The sequence below is a fragment of the Microbacterium sulfonylureivorans genome, from assembly GCF_003999995.1.
Lineage (GTDB): Bacteria > Actinomycetota > Actinomycetes > Actinomycetales > Microbacteriaceae > Microbacterium > Microbacterium sulfonylureivorans.
This window is the reverse complement of record NZ_RJAD01000003.1, coordinates 433,155-447,745: the sequence shown is the minus strand read 5'-3', so window position 1 is coordinate 447,745 and position 14,591 is coordinate 433,155. Positions and strand designations below refer to the sequence as shown.

At 69.9% G+C, this 14,591-nt stretch carries 12 protein-coding genes and 1 tRNA gene; 5 read left to right on the top strand and 8 right to left on the bottom strand.

What is annotated here, in order from left to right:
* The first annotated feature begins 14 nt into the window (after positions 1–14).
* On the top strand, positions 15–1,034 hold the full coding sequence (gene galE, locus EER34_RS15555) for a UDP-glucose 4-epimerase GalE (protein WP_127476324.1): 1,020 nt from the start codon (positions 15–17) through the stop codon (positions 1,032–1,034).
* On the opposite strand, the gene EER34_RS15550 is transcribed toward galE, so the two are convergent.
* The gene (locus EER34_RS15550; RefSeq protein WP_127476322.1) at positions 1,035–1,880 is read right to left on the bottom strand and encodes a DUF1295 domain-containing protein; all 846 of its coding nucleotides are present in this window, start codon (positions 1,878–1,880) and stop codon (positions 1,035–1,037) included.
* 67 nt (positions 1,881–1,947) lie between these two features.
* Here EER34_RS15550 and EER34_RS15545 point away from each other — a divergent pair, with 67 nt between their 5' ends.
* Both EER34_RS15545 and EER34_RS15540 read left to right on the top strand, forming a co-directional pair.
* A complete protein-coding gene (locus tag EER34_RS15545; protein ID WP_240642417.1) occupies positions 1,948–2,655 on the top strand; it encodes a FadR/GntR family transcriptional regulator in 708 nt (235 codons plus the stop codon).
* Positions 2,656–2,671: 16 nt separating this feature from the next.
* Complete coding sequence (locus tag EER34_RS15540; RefSeq protein WP_127476319.1) at positions 2,672–3,952, top strand: alpha-hydroxy acid oxidase; 1,281 nt, start codon at positions 2,672–2,674, stop codon at positions 3,950–3,952.
* 63 nt (positions 3,953–4,015) lie between these two features.
* Here the strand turns inward: EER34_RS15540 and EER34_RS15535 are convergent, their stop codons facing one another.
* The 5 genes from EER34_RS15535 to EER34_RS15515 form a co-directional block, all read right to left on the bottom strand.
* A complete protein-coding gene (locus EER34_RS15535) occupies positions 4,016–4,792 on the bottom strand; it encodes an HAD-IIB family hydrolase (RefSeq protein WP_127476317.1) in 777 nt (258 codons plus the stop codon).
* A 60-nt stretch (positions 4,793–4,852) separates the two neighbouring features.
* Positions 4,853–4,929, bottom strand: a tRNA-Pro gene (locus EER34_RS15530).
* 18 nt (positions 4,930–4,947) lie between these two features.
* Positions 4,948–6,918, bottom strand: coding sequence for a hypothetical protein (locus EER34_RS17665; protein ID WP_127476315.1), 1,971 nt, complete (start codon positions 6,916–6,918; stop codon positions 4,948–4,950).
* Between the two features lie 165 nt (positions 6,919–7,083).
* Positions 7,084–8,019, bottom strand: coding sequence for a metallophosphoesterase (locus tag EER34_RS15520; RefSeq protein WP_127476313.1), 936 nt, complete (start codon positions 8,017–8,019; stop codon positions 7,084–7,086).
* Positions 8,019–10,724, bottom strand: coding sequence for a transglycosylase domain-containing protein (locus EER34_RS15515; protein WP_127476311.1), 2,706 nt, complete (start codon positions 10,722–10,724; stop codon positions 8,019–8,021). The genes EER34_RS15520 and EER34_RS15515 overlap by 1 nt, the downstream gene beginning before the upstream one ends.
* 110 nt (positions 10,725–10,834) lie before the next feature.
* Here EER34_RS15515 and EER34_RS15510 point away from each other — a divergent pair, with 110 nt between their 5' ends.
* Together EER34_RS15510 and EER34_RS15505 are read left to right on the top strand one after the other, a co-directional pair.
* Positions 10,835–11,050: a Sp36 family protein gene (locus EER34_RS15510; protein ID WP_127476309.1), complete on the top strand. Its 216-nt coding sequence runs from the start codon at positions 10,835–10,837 to the stop codon at positions 11,048–11,050.
* Positions 11,051–11,054: 4 nt separating this feature from the next.
* Positions 11,055–11,522 carry a RidA family protein gene (locus EER34_RS15505; protein WP_127476307.1) on the top strand — a complete coding sequence of 156 codons (468 nt, stop codon included), beginning with the start codon at positions 11,055–11,057 and terminating at the stop codon, positions 11,520–11,522.
* Here EER34_RS15505 and EER34_RS15500 read toward each other — a convergent pair.
* Both EER34_RS15500 and acs read right to left on the bottom strand, forming a co-directional pair.
* Complete coding sequence (locus tag EER34_RS15500; RefSeq protein ID WP_240642415.1) at positions 11,513–12,187, bottom strand: TOPRIM nucleotidyl transferase/hydrolase domain-containing protein; 675 nt, start codon at positions 12,185–12,187, stop codon at positions 11,513–11,515. The two genes, EER34_RS15505 and EER34_RS15500, sit on opposite strands and share 10 nt — an antisense overlap.
* Positions 12,187–14,151, bottom strand: a complete 1,965-nt coding sequence (acs, locus tag EER34_RS15495; protein WP_127476305.1) for an acetate--CoA ligase — start codon at positions 14,149–14,151, stop codon at positions 12,187–12,189. Before acs ends, EER34_RS15500 begins: the two co-directional genes overlap by 1 nt.
* Between the last annotated feature and the right edge of the window lie 440 nt (positions 14,152–14,591).

Genomic DNA, 14,591 nt, shown 5'->3' with positions numbered 1-14,591 from the left:
CTAGGCTGGATGGCATGCGAGTCCTGCTTGCCGGCGGCGCCGGTTACATCGGAGCCCACACGGCCGTCGCCCTCCTCGAGGCCGGACACGAGGCCGTGCTCCTCGACGATCTCTCGAACACGTCCGCCGTCGCGGCGCAGCGGGTCGCGCAGATCACCGGCAAGGCGGTGCCCCTGGTCGTGGGCGATGCCGCCGACGATGCGGTCGTCGCTGCGGCGTTCGACGAGCATGGGCCGTTCGACGCGATCGTGCACCTCGCGGCCTTCAAGGCCGTCGGCGAGTCGACGCAGAAGCCGCTCGAGTACTACTCGAACAACCTCGACACGACGTACGCACTGCTCCGGGTGGGCATTGCGCGCGGCATCCGCTCGTTCCTCTTCTCGAGCACCGGCACGGTCTACTCCGACCCCGCCGACCTGCCCTTCACCGAGGACTCGAAGACGAGCATCGACCTCTCCAACGCGTACAGCAAGTCCAAGCGCATGAACGAGGTGGTCCTCGCCGACGTCGCGCGCGTCAACCCCGACCTCGACGTGACGGTCCTGCGCTACTTCAATCCCGTCGGTGCACACCCGAGCGGCCTCATCGGCGAAGACCCGACGGGCATCCCGAACAACCTCATGCCCTACGTGCAGCGGGTCGCGATCGGCGCGCTCGAGCGGGTCGGCATCTTCGGCGACGACTACGACACCCCGGACGGCACGGGCCTCCGCGACTACATCCACGTGGTCGACCTCGCGGCCGGGCACGTCGCGGCGCTGGAGAAGGGCGAGCCGGGCTTCGCGGTCTACAACCTCGGCACGGGCAAGCCCGTGAGCGTGCGTGAGCTGATCGCCTCGTTCGAGCGCGCAGCCGGCCGGGCACTGCCGACGGAGATTCTGCCGCGTCGAGAAGGAGACGTCGCTGCGACCTACTGCGACCCGGCGAAGGCCGCGCGCGAGCTCGAGTGGACGGCGAAGCTCACGATCGACGACGCCTCCCGCGACGCGTGGAACTGGCAGTCCCAGAATCCCGACGGGTTCGCGGGCGCCTGATCAGGCGGCTTCGGGCGCACGCCCGGAGCGTCGCCGGGGGAGGGGCACGAGCATCGATGTCGTGCGCTGGTACTCGGCGTAGGCCGGGTACTTGGAGGCGGTGATCGACTCCGTGAAGATCGTCGATCCGATGAACAGGATCGTCAGCAGCGCTGCGCCGAGGATCGTCCAGTTGAGCGCGCCGCCCCATACGCCCAGCCCGGCCGACACTGCGGCCGTCGCGCCGAGCGCGTAGAACGCCCACCACTGCGCCTGCTCGAAGAAGAAGTTCGGGTGACGGCTGTGGGCGAAGAGCCCCGTCGTGGCGAATCCGGGCTCGAGCGTCCCGCCCGCAGCCCGCTTGGCCTTGTGGAACTCCCACTGCTGCTGGTCGGCGATGAACTCACCGACCAGGAAGGCGGCGAAGAGCGCGGCGAACGCGGCATCCCATCCGCCGAAGGGGAGCGGATGCTGCCACGCGATGTAGGCGGGGAGCGTGATGAGCACGAGCAGCGCGTTCTGGTACAGCACGATGAAGAAGATGTTGAACAGCTGGAACTGCCACGGCTTCATCCGCCCGCGCAGGATCGCCCAGCGGTAGTCCTCCATGCCGGTATAGCCGCCCTTGCGGGCGAAGTTGAAGGTGAGCCGTGCACCCCACGCGGTGACGAGGACCGCCATGACGACCAGCCGCACCGCGTCGTCGCCCGCGGCGATGCCCGCGATCGCGAAGATCCAGACGTAGACGACCGGGACCACCGACCAGATCCGGTCGACCCAGGACGTGTCCTTCGTGATGAGCGATGCGATCCAGCAGAATGCGCAGGTCACTCCGAAGACGATGAGCACGAGAAGGAGGGGATCCATGGCCTCACAGTAGTGGTTGCATGTGGTCCGACCACACGCTACTGTGGTCTGACCATAGGAGGTGGCCGTGTCCGAGACCCGCGCGTGGCAGGTGGTCCTCGAGCGCATCGAATCCGACCTGCTCGAGGGAAGTCTGCGCCCCGGCGACCGCCTGCCCCCGGAACGCGAGCTCGCGTCGACGCTCGGCGTCGGCCGGTCGAGCGTCCGTGAGGCGCTCCGCGTGCTCGAAGTCATGGGGCTCATCCGCACCGGCACGGGTTCGGGGCCGTCGTCGGGCGCGATCATCATCGCCACGCCGCAGGGGGGCATGTCGGCCCTCCTGCGGCTGCAGGTGGCGGCTCAGGGGTTCCCGCTCGACGATGTCGTCCGCACGCGTCTCGTGCTGGAGTCCGCCGTGGTCGACGCCCTCGCTGCAGATCCGGCGCGCGACACGGGCGACGCCCGCGCCATCGTCGACGCGATGGACGCCGCGGACCTCACCCCGGCCGAGTTCCTCGCCCTCGACGCGCGGCTCCACCTGGCGCTGGCCGAGGCATCCGGCAATCTCGTCATCGCGGCGATGATGGCCGGCCTGCGCACGGCGATCGAGTCGTACGTGCAGGCCGGTGCGGAGGGCATCGCCGACTGGGATGCCGCGGCCTCCCGCCTGCGTGCCGAGCACCGCACCATCCTCGACGCCGTCGACGCGGGCGACGCCGGCCGCGCACGCACCCTCATCCACGACCACATCACCGGCTACTACGCCGAAGCGGGCCTCGCCCGCGCGAACGACTGACGGAGAACACACGACGATGGTCCAGCGACAGCTTCCCAACCCGGCCGAACTCCTCGAGCTGATGAAGTTCAAGAACCCGGAGCTCGACGGGCGCAAGCGCCGCCTCGACTCGGCGCTCACGATCGCCGACCTGCGAACGATCGCCAAGCGCCGCACGCCCAAGGCGGCGTTCGACTACACCGACGGCGCGGCCGAGGGCGAGCTGTCGCTGTCGCGAGCACGTCAGGCCTTCGAGGACATCGAGTTCCACCCCGGCATCCTGCGACCCGCCCCCGACGTCGACACGTCGGTCGAGATCCTCGGCGGACCGAGCGCCCTGCCCTTCGGCATCGCACCCACCGGCTTCACTCGCCTGATGCAGACCGAGGGCGAGGTCGCCGGGGCCTCCGCGGCCGGTGCCGCCGGCATCCCGTTCACCCTGTCCACGCTCGGGACAACCTCGATCGAGGGCGTCAAGGCCGCGAACCCCCACGGCCGCAACTGGTTCCAGCTGTACGTGATGCGCGATCGCGAGATCTCGTACGGCCTCGTCCGTCGCGCTGCGGAGGCGGGGTTCGACACCCTGCAGTTCACCGTCGACACGCCGGTCGCGGGAGCGCGCCTGCGAGACAAGCGCAACGGGTTCTCGATCCCACCGCAGCTGACGGTGGGCACGATCATCAACGCGATCCCGCGCCCGTGGTGGTGGTACGACTTCCTGACCACTCCGAAGCTCGAGTTCGCGTCGCTTTCGACGACCGGCGGAACCGTCGGCGAGCTGCTCAACTCTGCGATGGATCCGACGATCAGCTACGACGACCTCGCCGTCATCCGCGACCTCTGGCCCGGCAAGATCGTCGTCAAGGGCGTGCAGAACGTCGAGGACTCGGTGCGCCTGGTCGATGCCGGGGTCGACGGCATCATCCTGTCGAACCACGGCGGCCGCCAGCTCGACCGCGCGCCCATCCCGTTCCATCTCCTGCCGAAGGTCGTCCAGGAGGTCGGCAAGGATGCGACCGTCATGGTCGACACCGGCATCATGAACGGCGCCGACATCGTCGCCTCGATCGCGCTCGGGGCCAAGTTCACCCTCATCGGGCGTGCCTACCTGTACGGCCTCATGGCCGGCGGCCGCCAGGGGGTCGACCGTACGATCGCGATCCTCCGCAGCGAGATCGAGCGCACGATGCAGCTCCTCGGAGTCTCGACCCTGGCCGAGCTCGAGCCCACGCACGTCACGCAGCTGCAGCGGCTGGTGCCGGTGGCGACGGCCGCTCCGGCGCGGGCTCCGCGCGCCCGTGCGTCGACGAAGAGCTAGCCGGGTGCCGGCGGTCGTCGGGACTCGGGTTCCGGCGGCTGCGATCCGTCGGATCGACGCCGCTCAGTCGCGCCCGGGCAGCGTCGGGATGAGCTGCTCGAGGAACGCGGCGGTGTCCTCCCAGCCGTCGACGGCCTGGCAGTCGACGCCCATCGCCAGGACGGGGTAGTCGTTGCCGTCGGGGTCGAGGCGGTCGCCGATGAAGAGCATGTCGTCGAGGGGGATGCCGGTCTGCTCCGAGAGCTGACGCATGCCGTACGCCTTGTCGATGCCGCGGCGCGTGATGTCGACCGAGGTCGAGCCGCCGGAGCGGACCTCGAGGTCGGGGATGCGCTCCGCCACCGCGGCGCGGAGCGAGTTCTTCTTCTCGCCGGTGGGGTCCCACGCGGTCTTGGCGTCGAGCGGCGCGAGCTGGCCGAGTGCGGAGAAGGTGATCTGCGAGCCGCGGTCTTCGAGGATGTCGCCCCAGGTCTCGGCCTCCCACAGGCCGAGGCGCCGGGCCTCTCCCTCGACCGCGTCGAGGGCGCGCGACTTCTGGTCGTCGGTCAGCGCGTGGGCGTAGACGGTCGAGACGCCTGCAGGGGTGATCCGGTAGTACTGGGTGCCGCACGTCGGGAGGAGGTGGAGTCGCGAGAGCGCCTCGGGGGAGGCGGCCGGGAGCCTGTCGACGACCTGCATCGTGAACTGCGCGAGCTGGCCGCCGGAGATGATCGCGACCTCGACCCGATCGGCGAGGGCGACGAGCAGGTCTCCGATGCGAGGGTCGATCGCGCTCTTGGACGGCGCGAGGGTGTCGTCGAGATCGAAGGCGACGAGGCGGGGCGGGATGCCGGCAGTCACGGTCGGAAGCTCCTTGCTGGTCTAACGGAAGAGGCCCCGCCTTGCGGCGGAGCCTCTTCATGGTCGGGGTGACAGGATTTGAACCTGCGGCCTCGTCGTCCCGAACGACGCGCGCTACCAAGCTGCGCCACACCCCGTTTTGCAACCCTCCGAGTCTAACCGATTGCGGAGGGTGCTTCGAACCGTCGTCTGCGTCGGCACGAGAAGAGGGTCGCGCCGACGGTGAGGACGACGATCCCGACGCCTGCGACCGCCCGCGTTCCGTCGGCGGGCGCTCCGGTCCGCGCAAGTCCCTGCGGAGTCGGAGCGTCCTCCGTGGGTGGCGTCGGCGGTGTCGAGCGGCGGGGGACAGCGGCCGCAGGCGTCGACGCGGGCGTGGGCGTGGGCGTGGGGGTGGAGGCGGGCGTCGGCGGGGTCGTCGTCGCGGGCGTCGATGTGGGAGCGGGCGTGGGCGTCGGGCTCGGGACCGGTGCGGGGGCGCTCACGACCCGGGACGTCTCCTGCTCCACCCCGCAGACCCCGAGATGGACCACGGCACCGCCGACGTCGGCAGCGCGCTCCTGCCAGTAGTACGTGCCCGGTTCGGTGACGGGCGGCGATGCGACGGTGACCTCGCCGCGCTTCGTGACGCGCTGCGCGGGCGCTTCCCATACGAGGTTCTCCGCGACGCAGACGTCTGCCGCCGGGATCCCGTCGACGGCGCGGTACAGCGACGAGGAGATGTCGAGGCCGCGCGCGGGGACCGGGCCCTCGATCATGATCGTGTCGCTCACGGTCTCACCGGCATCTGCTCTGCGCTGCGCGCGGGACGAGACCGAAGGCACCATCGTGACCTGGTTCGCGACCCCGAAATGCTCGGACCACAGGTAGCGGCGGGGGAGCCGCAGCGCCCCTGGGTCGGGCTGTGCGTCGGCCCGGATCGTCCATACGGCGCTGTAGAAGCCGGGCTCATCCATCTCCCAGTCGGAGGACACCCGGTAGGCGGCCTCCGGACCGACGGATCGGTCGGTGACGAGTGAGAGCTCGCCCACGGGGACGGCGTCGGTCGGGATCTTCCGAGACGGCGCCGGTTCGTCGTCGGTGCGGTAGACGGTCGCCGAGGCGACCAGCGGGAGGTACCGGCCCTTGCCGTCGCGTGGCCACTCGCCGGAGTCGACGCGGAACGTGACGTCGTCGACGAACACGCCGCCGGGCGAGTACGCCGCCCCTGCCTGGGTCGTGATCGCCGGAACGAACCCCGCCGCCCGCGGTGCGGCATCCGCTCCCTTCGCGGCGAAGGAGTGCTCACCGCCGGGCCCGGCGGTGTCTTGCCCTCCGGGCGTCGTGAAATGGCGCACGGCGGCCGCCATACCGGTGGAGAAGCGGCCGGTTCCTCTCACGGTGTGCGGCCGCCCCGGCGCGGCGGTCGTGCGGATGTCGTAGGCGACCCCCGGCACGGCTCTCGTGAGCGTGGCCGTCCCCGACCGGACGAACACGGCGCCCGCGAGTGTGATCGATCCGGTCGCCTGTGCGCTCTTCGTGCGGAGCTCGACGGTTCCCGCGCGATGATCCTCGGCGTCGGTCGTGAAGATCAACTCTCCGCCGGCGGTGGTCGCGCCGGCTCGCCTCGCCTCGTCGTAGTAGGCCACGGCCCGCTTCTGAACGGCGATGTTGTGCTCGGGCGCAAGTGCGGAGAACGTCCAGTTGACCGCGCCGGCGAGCGACGATCCCCGGTATCCGTAGTGGTGGAGTGCGGCATCCCAGTCGGCGATCGCCTTCACCGCCCAGGCGACTCCTGCCGCCTGCACCGGGTCGCTCGTCTGCCCGTACTTCGTCACCAGGAGGTTGATGCCCGCCAGCTGTCGGGGACTGAGCCCGAGCACCGAGGAGCGGATGCCGTGGTCCGTCGTGGCGCCGGTCGGCGCGGCTGCACCCGGCAGGATGCAGTAGGTGTGGACGCCGTCGACGAGCATCGAGCCGTGCCAGCCGTACGGCGACACCGGCGCCCACGCGCCGAAGCCGGACCCGCGTGCGGCGGCGTGGGCGCCGGACACCGGAACGAGCACGGATGCCGCGAGCAGCGCGGCGACGAGCGCCAGGACGGCGAGGCGGATGCGGGGGAAGCAGGTTCGGGCGCCGTGCGGCATGAGGACTCCGATCGTCTCGAGACGACCACGAGCATCGCCCGCGCGCCACGAGTCCCGGGGGCAGCCCGGAGACTCTGTCGATCAGCGCCCGAGAGGGCACGCCTGTGGAGGAGCCGCGCAGCGCTGCCCACCTGGGCCGTCGGGCCTCGGCGAGACGGTGCGGACTCAGCCCGCCGCGGTGAGCGTGAGCAGGGATGCCTCGGGCCGGCACGCGAAGCGAACGGGCGCGTAGATCGAATGACCGAGGCCGGCGCTCACGTTGAGCGGGACGGTGCGTCCGTGGCTCCACTCGCTCAGCCCGCGGGCCTGGCGCAGCGGGATGTCGCAGTTGGCGACGAGGGCGCCGAACCCGGGAACGCGCACCTGACCGCCGTGCGTGTGGCCGGCGAAGATCGCATCCGCGCCGTCGTCGGTGAAGGCGTCCAGCACGCGTCGGTAGGGGGCGTGCGTGACGCCGATCGTCAGGGCGGGAGCCACGTCTCCGCGAAGCTCCTCGAGCAGGTCGGGGAGGGCGTCCAGCCGGTCCCAGCCGCGGTGGGCGTCACTCACGCCGAAGGCGTCGATGCGCATGCCCGCGGCATCGAGCGACCCCACGGCGTTGTTCAGATCCAGCCACCCGAGCTCGTCCGTGAGGTAGGAGTCGAGGGCTTGCGTGTCGAGGGGCTCCCAGCTCGGCTCCTCGCTCGCCTTCGAAGGCCCCACCAAGTACTTGAACGGATTGCGCGGCGAGGGCGCCGCGTGATCGTTGGAGCCGTGGACGAAGACGCCGGGGATGCCTCGCAGCGGGTCGAGCGCCGCGCGCAGGCCGCGAAGCCCCTCGGCGTGTCCCAGGTTGTCGCCGGTGTTCACGACGAGGTCGGGCTCGAGCTCGGCGAGCCGGGCGATCCACTGCTGCTTGCGGTGCTGCCACGGTGCCATGTGCGCGTCGGAAAGGTGCAGCACGCGGAGCGGAGCAGACCCGGCCGGCAGGATCGCGAGCTCATGCCGGCGGACCGTGAAGAGGTACCGCTCGACGCCGATGCCCCACACGGCCGCCGCCACGCCGACCGCCCCCACCACGCCGAGCGTGGTGAGGGCGGTGCGCGAAGTGCTGGGAGGCACTAGTCGTTGCCGCCGCCGTTGCCGCCCCCGCAGTCCCTGCTGACGTAGTTGACGCTGATCGCCGAGTTGCGGTTGGTGACCGTGCCCGCCTTGGGATCGGTGCTGCCCGCGGTGCCCTGCCGGTCGGCGTCGTCCCTCTGCTTGCAGTTACCGGGCTGGACGTTGCCGAATCCGGCCTGTCGGAGCTCGGAGATCGCGCGGTCGAGACCCATGCCGGACACGTCCGGCACCGTGAGTCCCTGCCCGTTGCTGGGGCTGATCGTGACCGGCGTGCCGCCCGCGACCCTCCCGGGCTCCGGACTCTGCGCGGCGACCAGGCCCTGCTCCATGTCGGAGTCGACCGCCGTTCCCTCGGTCACCTCGAAGCCGGCGTCCTGCAGGGTGCGCTTGGCCTCCTCCATGGACTTGCCTCGGACGTCGGGCAGCTCGGTGAAGACCTGGCGCGAGAGGTTGCTGTCGGGTCCGGGGAACTGGGCGCCGGGGTACAGCTGGTTCGCGAGTCGCTGGACGTCCTGAGCGAGGATGTAGCGCAGCTGATTGAGCGCGCGCCCGTTGTGCCAGGTCTTGGCCATTTCGATCGCGCCGTCGGCGTTGCCGAACCATGCCGCCGTGGCGACGCGCGTGCTCGACTCGATGAGCCAGGTCTGCGTCTCCTGGTGCGTGCCCGTCTTGCCGATGAGCGGCGTGCCGTCGTACGGGTTGCCCTGTGCTCCGGTGCCGCCGTTCATCACGCCTGCGAGCGCGTACGCCGCGGTCGCGGCGACCTTCGGGTCGATGGCCTGCGAGCAGGTGCGCTCGGGCTTGGGGAGCTCGTTGCCGTCCGAGTCGGTGACGCGGTCGATCGCCTGCGGCTGGCAGTAGATCCCGTTGTTCGCGACCGTCGCATACGCGCCGGCCATCGCGAGCGGAGACACGGCGTCGGAGCCGATGACCTGGTTCGCACCGGTCATCACGATGTCCTCGCCGGTGCCGAGGGTCACGCCCATCTTCTTGGCGGCCTTGCCGATGTCGCACAGGTCGAGCTCGGCGGCCATGCCGACGAATCCGGTGTTGAGCGACTGCCGCGTGAACTGCATGGGCGTGCCCGTGTAGCCGCTCTGCCGGTTGAAGTTCCGCGGCGACCAGTCCGCGTTGTAGTACACGCCGCCTTCGACACACGTGTCCTTGAACTGCTTGACGACGCGGTCGCGGCCGTTGACCACCTCGTTGACCGAGTGCCCCTTCTCGAGCCAGTCGATGAGGGTGAAGAGCTTGAACGTCGAGCCCGCGCTGAAGCCCGTGGACTCGCCGAACCGGCGGTCGCCGGCGTAGACGATCGGGGTGTAGTTGTTGTCGTCGGTGATCGACTCGCTGAACTTCGTGTTCTGCACCATCGCGAGGATGCGTCCCGTCGACGCCTCGATGCTGACGCCGGCGCCGCCGAACTTGCCCCCGGCGACCGACGTCGGCGCGATCTCGGTCATCGTCGACTGCGCCTCGTTCTGCAGGCGCATGTCGAGCGTCACGTAGACGTTCAGGCCGCCGCGACGGAGGTTCGCGAGGCGCTCCTCGTCAGTGGCGCCGAAGGCAGGATCACGTTCGATGACGTAGCGCACGTACTGGCAGAAGTACTCCTTGCCCTTCGCCGCCGCGCAGCCCACCTTGGGTTCGGTGATCTTGGGGGTGATGGGCTCGATGACCGCCGCGTCGTACTGCTCCTGCGTGATCTTCCCGTCGTCGAGGAGCCGGCTGAGCACGTAGAGCTGGCGGCCCTTCGTGGCGCTGTAGCCGTCCGCGGCGGCGAGATACTGCTCCTGCGTGATCGCGCCGCTGTCGAGCATGGTCGTGAGAGCCGCGATCGTCTTCGGGTCGACGTCGTCGATCAGACCGTCGGGCGCCTTGTTGTAGGTGTTGCCGTCCTTGTCGGTCATCGACCCCGTGGTCTTGTCGATGCGGTACGAGTTCGGGTTCTGCACGATGCCGGCCAGCGTCGCCGCCTGCCCGAGGGTGAGGTCCTTCGCGGCGACGCCGAAGTAGTACTTCGAGGCGGCATCGATGCCGTAGGTGGTGCCGCCGAAGTTCGCGATGTTGAGGTATCCGAGCAGGATGACCTCCTTGTCGTACTTCTGCTCGAGGGCGATCGCGTAGCGCATCTCCTGGAGCTTGCGCTGGATGCCCTCGTCGCCGACGGCGGTCGTCGCCTGCGTCCAGCAGTCGAGCTTCGCCTCCTCGGTCTCGGCCTGTGCTTCGCAGCGCTGCACGAGGATGTTCTTGACGTACTGCTGGCTGATCGTCGATCCGCCCTGGGTCTCGCCGCCGCCGCGGATGTTCGAGAGGACGGCGCGGGTGGTGCCGATGAGATCGACCCCGCCGTGCTGGTAGTAGCGCGGGTCCTCGCTGGAGAGGATCGCGTCGTACATCACCGGCGCGACTTCGTTGTACTCGACCGGCGAACGGTTCTGGTCGTAGAACTGCGTCATCTCGACGTAGCCCTCTTCGGTGGGGGAGTTCTTCACCCAGAGAGTCGTCGGCAGCATCAGCTTGTCGATCTCGAGGACGCTCGGCAGATTGTCGAACATCGTGATCGCGCTGCTCGCCGCGGCACCGGACAGGGCGATGGCGGGCGTCACCGTGGCGGCGATGAGCACGCCCGCGACTGCGCTGAGGCCGACGAGGCCGGTGAGTCCACCGAGCACACTCCTAGCCGTTCGATTGGTATCAGGCATAGGGTTGATCGTAAGGGAACTACCTGGGCGATTCCCTGACGGACGTGCGCCCACCAAGGTGTTTCTCAGCCTTCACCAGCCGATTCCGCTCGCCGACTCAAGGAGCCGCGATGACGACGTGGGAGTATCTCACCACGCCCCTTCTGATCCACAACACCGCTGCGATCCTCAACAACTGGGGCAAGCAGGGATGGGAACTGGTGCAGGTCGTGCCGGGTCCCGAGGGCGGCCTGGTGGCCTACCTCAAGCGCCCGAGCGGCGGTGGCCAGGCCAACGCGGGACTGGATGCCGCGGCCGAGGCCGCCAAGCAGTTCGAGGGGAGCTGATCCCATGACGATCTCCCAGAAGCTCGCCGAGCTCGGAATCGACCTCCCCGACGTCGTGCCGCCCGTGGCGGCGTATGTGCCCGCAAAGGCGCACGGCGACCTCGTGTTCACGGCGGGTCAGCTGCCGATCGTGTCGGGCGCCCTGCTCGCCACCGGCAAGGTGGGCGACGGTCACGGGCTGGTCCCGGCCGCCGACGCCAACGCCTACGCCCGCCAGTGCGCCCTCAACGCGGTCGCTGCGGCCGCGGCCGCCGTCGGCGGTGTCGACCGGCTCACGGGCGTGGTCAAGGTCGTCGGGTTCGTGGCATCCGTGCCCGAGTTCACCGGCCAGCCGGGCGTCATCAACGGCGCGAGCGAGGTGCTCGGCGAGATCTTCGGCGAGGACGGCCGCCACGCGCGGTCCGCGGTGGGCGTGCCGGTGCTGCCGCTCGACGCCCCCGTCGAGGTCGAGGTCGTCTTCTCCTACGCCTGATCGCGTCGCGCGCGATCGAGCGCGTCGACGAGGGGGCGCGGCATCCGCTCGATCGCCGTCGCGTCGACGAGGATCCGGGCGTAGCGCAGCTTTCGACGCGCCCCGCTCGACAGCCAGCGCCGCAGCTGGGCGTGGATGTCGCGTCCCCGCCACCCCGGCTGCTGCTGCAGCGTGCGGAACGACGGCAGGTCGCCCTGCTCGGTGAGGCACTGCTCGACGGCGTCGGGTCCGGCCGCGCGGAGGAGCTCGTCTTCGAGGTCGTCGACACAGGCGAAGAATCCCGCGTCCGCGGGAGGCGAGGCCGCGCCGATCAGGCCGAGGCCGGACAGCGCCCGCCGCACGACCTCGGACTCTCCCACGTCGAAGAGCCCGGCCAGGCGTGCCTCGGGGTGACGGGAGGCCAGGGCGCGCAGCATCCGTGCCGTCCCGTGCGCACCTCCCGTCGGGACGACCCGGATCCCGTCGGGCGCGAGGTCTCGTCCCAGCCGGCGCGCGACCGCCTCGACCGCGATCCGGTCGCTCACCCCCTCGACGAGGACGGCGCCGGCGAGATCGTCGATGTCGTCCAGCCCTGCAAGGGCGGTATGGGCGACGAGTGCGGCGGCGGGGCCGTCCGGATAGCCCTCGAGGGCCCGCCGGGCGAGTTCCCGCCGCCGCTCCCGCATCACCTCACCTGTGCGGAGATGACGCTCATGACCGCCGTGTCGGCGAGCGTCGTGGTGTCGCCGACCTCGCGCCCTTCGGCGACGTCCCGCAGTAGCCGCCGCATGATCTTGCCCGAGCGCGTCTTCGGCAGCTCACCCACGATGTAGACGTCGCGGGGACGGGCGATGGGACCGATCTGCTCGCCGACCCAGGCGCGCAGCGCCTGCCCGAGCCCTTCGACCGTGTGCACGTCGAGATACGACTGCTTGATGATGACGAAGGCGACGACGGCCTGGCCGGTGGTCTCGTCGGACGCGCCGACGACCGCCGCCTCGGCGACCGCCTCGTTGCCGACCAGCGCCGACTCGATCTCGGTGGTCGACAGCCGGTGGCCCGACACATTCATCACGTCGTCGACACGGCCGAGGAACCAGACATCGCCGTCGTCGTCGAGTCGCGCGCCGTCGCCCGCGAAGTAGTAGCCCTGCTTCCGGAACTTGTCCCAGTACGTCTCCACGAAGCGCTCGGGGTCTCCCCAGATGCCCCGCAGCATGCTCGGCCACGGCTCGGTGATGACGAGGAGTCCGCCGTTGCCGTTGCCGACGTGCGTGCCGTCCTCGTCGACGACGTCGACGGAGATGCCCGGGAGCGGCACCTGAGCGGCGCCCGGCTTGGTCTCGGTGACTCCCGGAAGGGCGGAGATCATCATGGCGCCCGTCTCGGTCTGCCACCAGGTGTCGACGATCGGGGCGGTCTTGCCGCCGATGATCTTGCGGTACCACATCCACGCCTCGGGGTTGATGGGCTCGCCCACCGAGCCGAGCAGGCGCAGCGACGACAGGTCGAACTTCTTCGGGATCTCGCGCCCGAGCTTCATGAACGAGCGGATGGCGGTGGGCGCCGTGTAGAGGATCGTGACACCGTGCTTCTCCACGAGCTCCCACCACCGACCGGGGTGCGGTGTGTCGGGGGTGCCCTCGTACAGCACCTGCGTCGCGCCGTTCGCGAGCGGACCGTACGCGACGTAGCTGTGGCCCGTGACCCACCCGATGTCGGCGGTGCACCAGAAGACGTCCGACTCGGGGTGGATGTCGTGCACGACCTTGTTCGTGAACGCCGCCTGCGTCAGGTATCCGCCCGAGGTGTGAAGGATGCCCTTCGGCTTCCCGGTGGTGCCCGAGGTGTAGAGGATGAACAGCGGGTTCTCCGACGGGAAGGCCCTCGCCTCGTGCTCGGGCGATGCCTGCGGCACGACGTCGTGCCACCACACGTCACGGCCCTCGGTCCATTCCACGTCGTTGTCGCCGCGCTTGACGACGAGCACGTGCTCGACGCTCTCCTGCACGCCGGTGCCGCGGTCGCCGAGCGCCATGTCGACGGCGGGCTTCAGCGGCGACACCTTCCCCTTGCGGTAGCCGCCGTCGGCGGTGATGACGAGCTTCGCGCCGGCGTCGTCGATGCGCGACCGGAGGCTGTCGGCCGAGAACCCGCCGAACACGACGGAGTGGATCGCGCCGATGCGGGCGACGGCGAGCATGGCCGCGATCGCCTCGGGGATCATCGGCATGTAGATCGCGACGCGGTCGCCGTGACCGATGCCGAGGCCCTCGAGGACGTTCGCGAGGCGCTTGACCTCGTCGGTGAGCTCGGCGTAGGTGACGCGGCGCTCGTCGCCGGGCTCGCCCTCCCACAGGAGGGCGACGCGATCGCCGTTGCCGGCCTCGACGTGCCGGTCCAGACAGTTGTACGCGACGTTGAGCTCGCCGTCGGCGAACCACTGGGCGAAGGGCGGATTCGACCAGTCGAGCACCTCGGTGAAGGGCTTGTGCCAGTGAAGGTCGCGCGCCTGATCGGCCCAGAATCCCGCGCGGTCGGCGGCGGCGCGCTCGTAGAGCTCTGCGGTCGCGACGGCGTTCGCGGCGAAGTCCTCGGACGGCGCGAACCGCCGGTCCTCGTTCAGCAGGTGATCGATCTGGCTGCTCATTGAGCGCGCTCCTTTGCGGGCTGGAGGGGATGCCGGAGGCTCCGGCGAGTCTGTCAGGAAATGTACTGAGCGGCCTGTGAGGTCACTACCCCCGTTAGTGGGTGGCGCGGAATTGTTCGACTCGACCGATATATGAGTGAGAAGGCTCTCATGAACTGTTTTGCGAGGACCCCTTCCTCGCATATGCTGTCGAGCGGCCGAACATCGATTCTGGCATTGCGGCACCCAAATCACCCCCCGAAGTGGTGTGTCGCGCGTGGCGGCATCCCATTCCCCCCATGGGATGCCGCCCCTGTCTTTCCCGGCCGATCGTCGGTTCCGACGGCTCCTCCCCAGGCGTCTCCCGACGCCGCAGGTCCCCGATGGTGCCGGCCCGCCGGTGCGACGCCGGGGCGCCTCCTTAGCGTCGATGCATGCCCGATCCGTTCGTCGTCCGCCCG

Excerpts from the sequence above, each read along its gene's own strand:
- galE (WP_127476324.1), top strand. The coding sequence starts at position 15 with ATGCGAGTCCTGCTTGCCGGCGGCGCCGGTTACATCGGAGCCCACACG.
- EER34_RS15515 (WP_127476311.1), bottom strand. The coding sequence starts at position 10,724 with ATGCCTGATACCAATCGAACGGCTAGGAGTGTGCTCGGTGGACTCACC.
- EER34_RS15505 (WP_127476307.1), top strand. The coding sequence starts at position 11,055 with ATGACGATCTCCCAGAAGCTCGCCGAGCTCGGAATCGACCTCCCCGAC.
- EER34_RS15500 (WP_240642415.1), bottom strand. The coding sequence starts at position 12,187 with ATGCGGGAGCGGCGGCGGGAACTCGCCCGGCGGGCCCTCGAGGGCTAT.
- EER34_RS15540 (WP_127476319.1), top strand. The coding sequence starts at position 2,672 with ATGGTCCAGCGACAGCTTCCCAACCCGGCCGAACTCCTCGAGCTGATG.
- EER34_RS15510 (WP_127476309.1), top strand. The coding sequence starts at position 10,835 with ATGACGACGTGGGAGTATCTCACCACGCCCCTTCTGATCCACAACACC.
- EER34_RS17665 (WP_127476315.1), bottom strand. The coding sequence starts at position 6,918 with ATGCCGCACGGCGCCCGAACCTGCTTCCCCCGCATCCGCCTCGCCGTC.
- EER34_RS15550 (WP_127476322.1), bottom strand. The coding sequence starts at position 1,880 with ATGGATCCCCTCCTTCTCGTGCTCATCGTCTTCGGAGTGACCTGCGCA.
- acs (WP_127476305.1), bottom strand. The coding sequence starts at position 14,151 with ATGAGCAGCCAGATCGATCACCTGCTGAACGAGGACCGGCGGTTCGCG.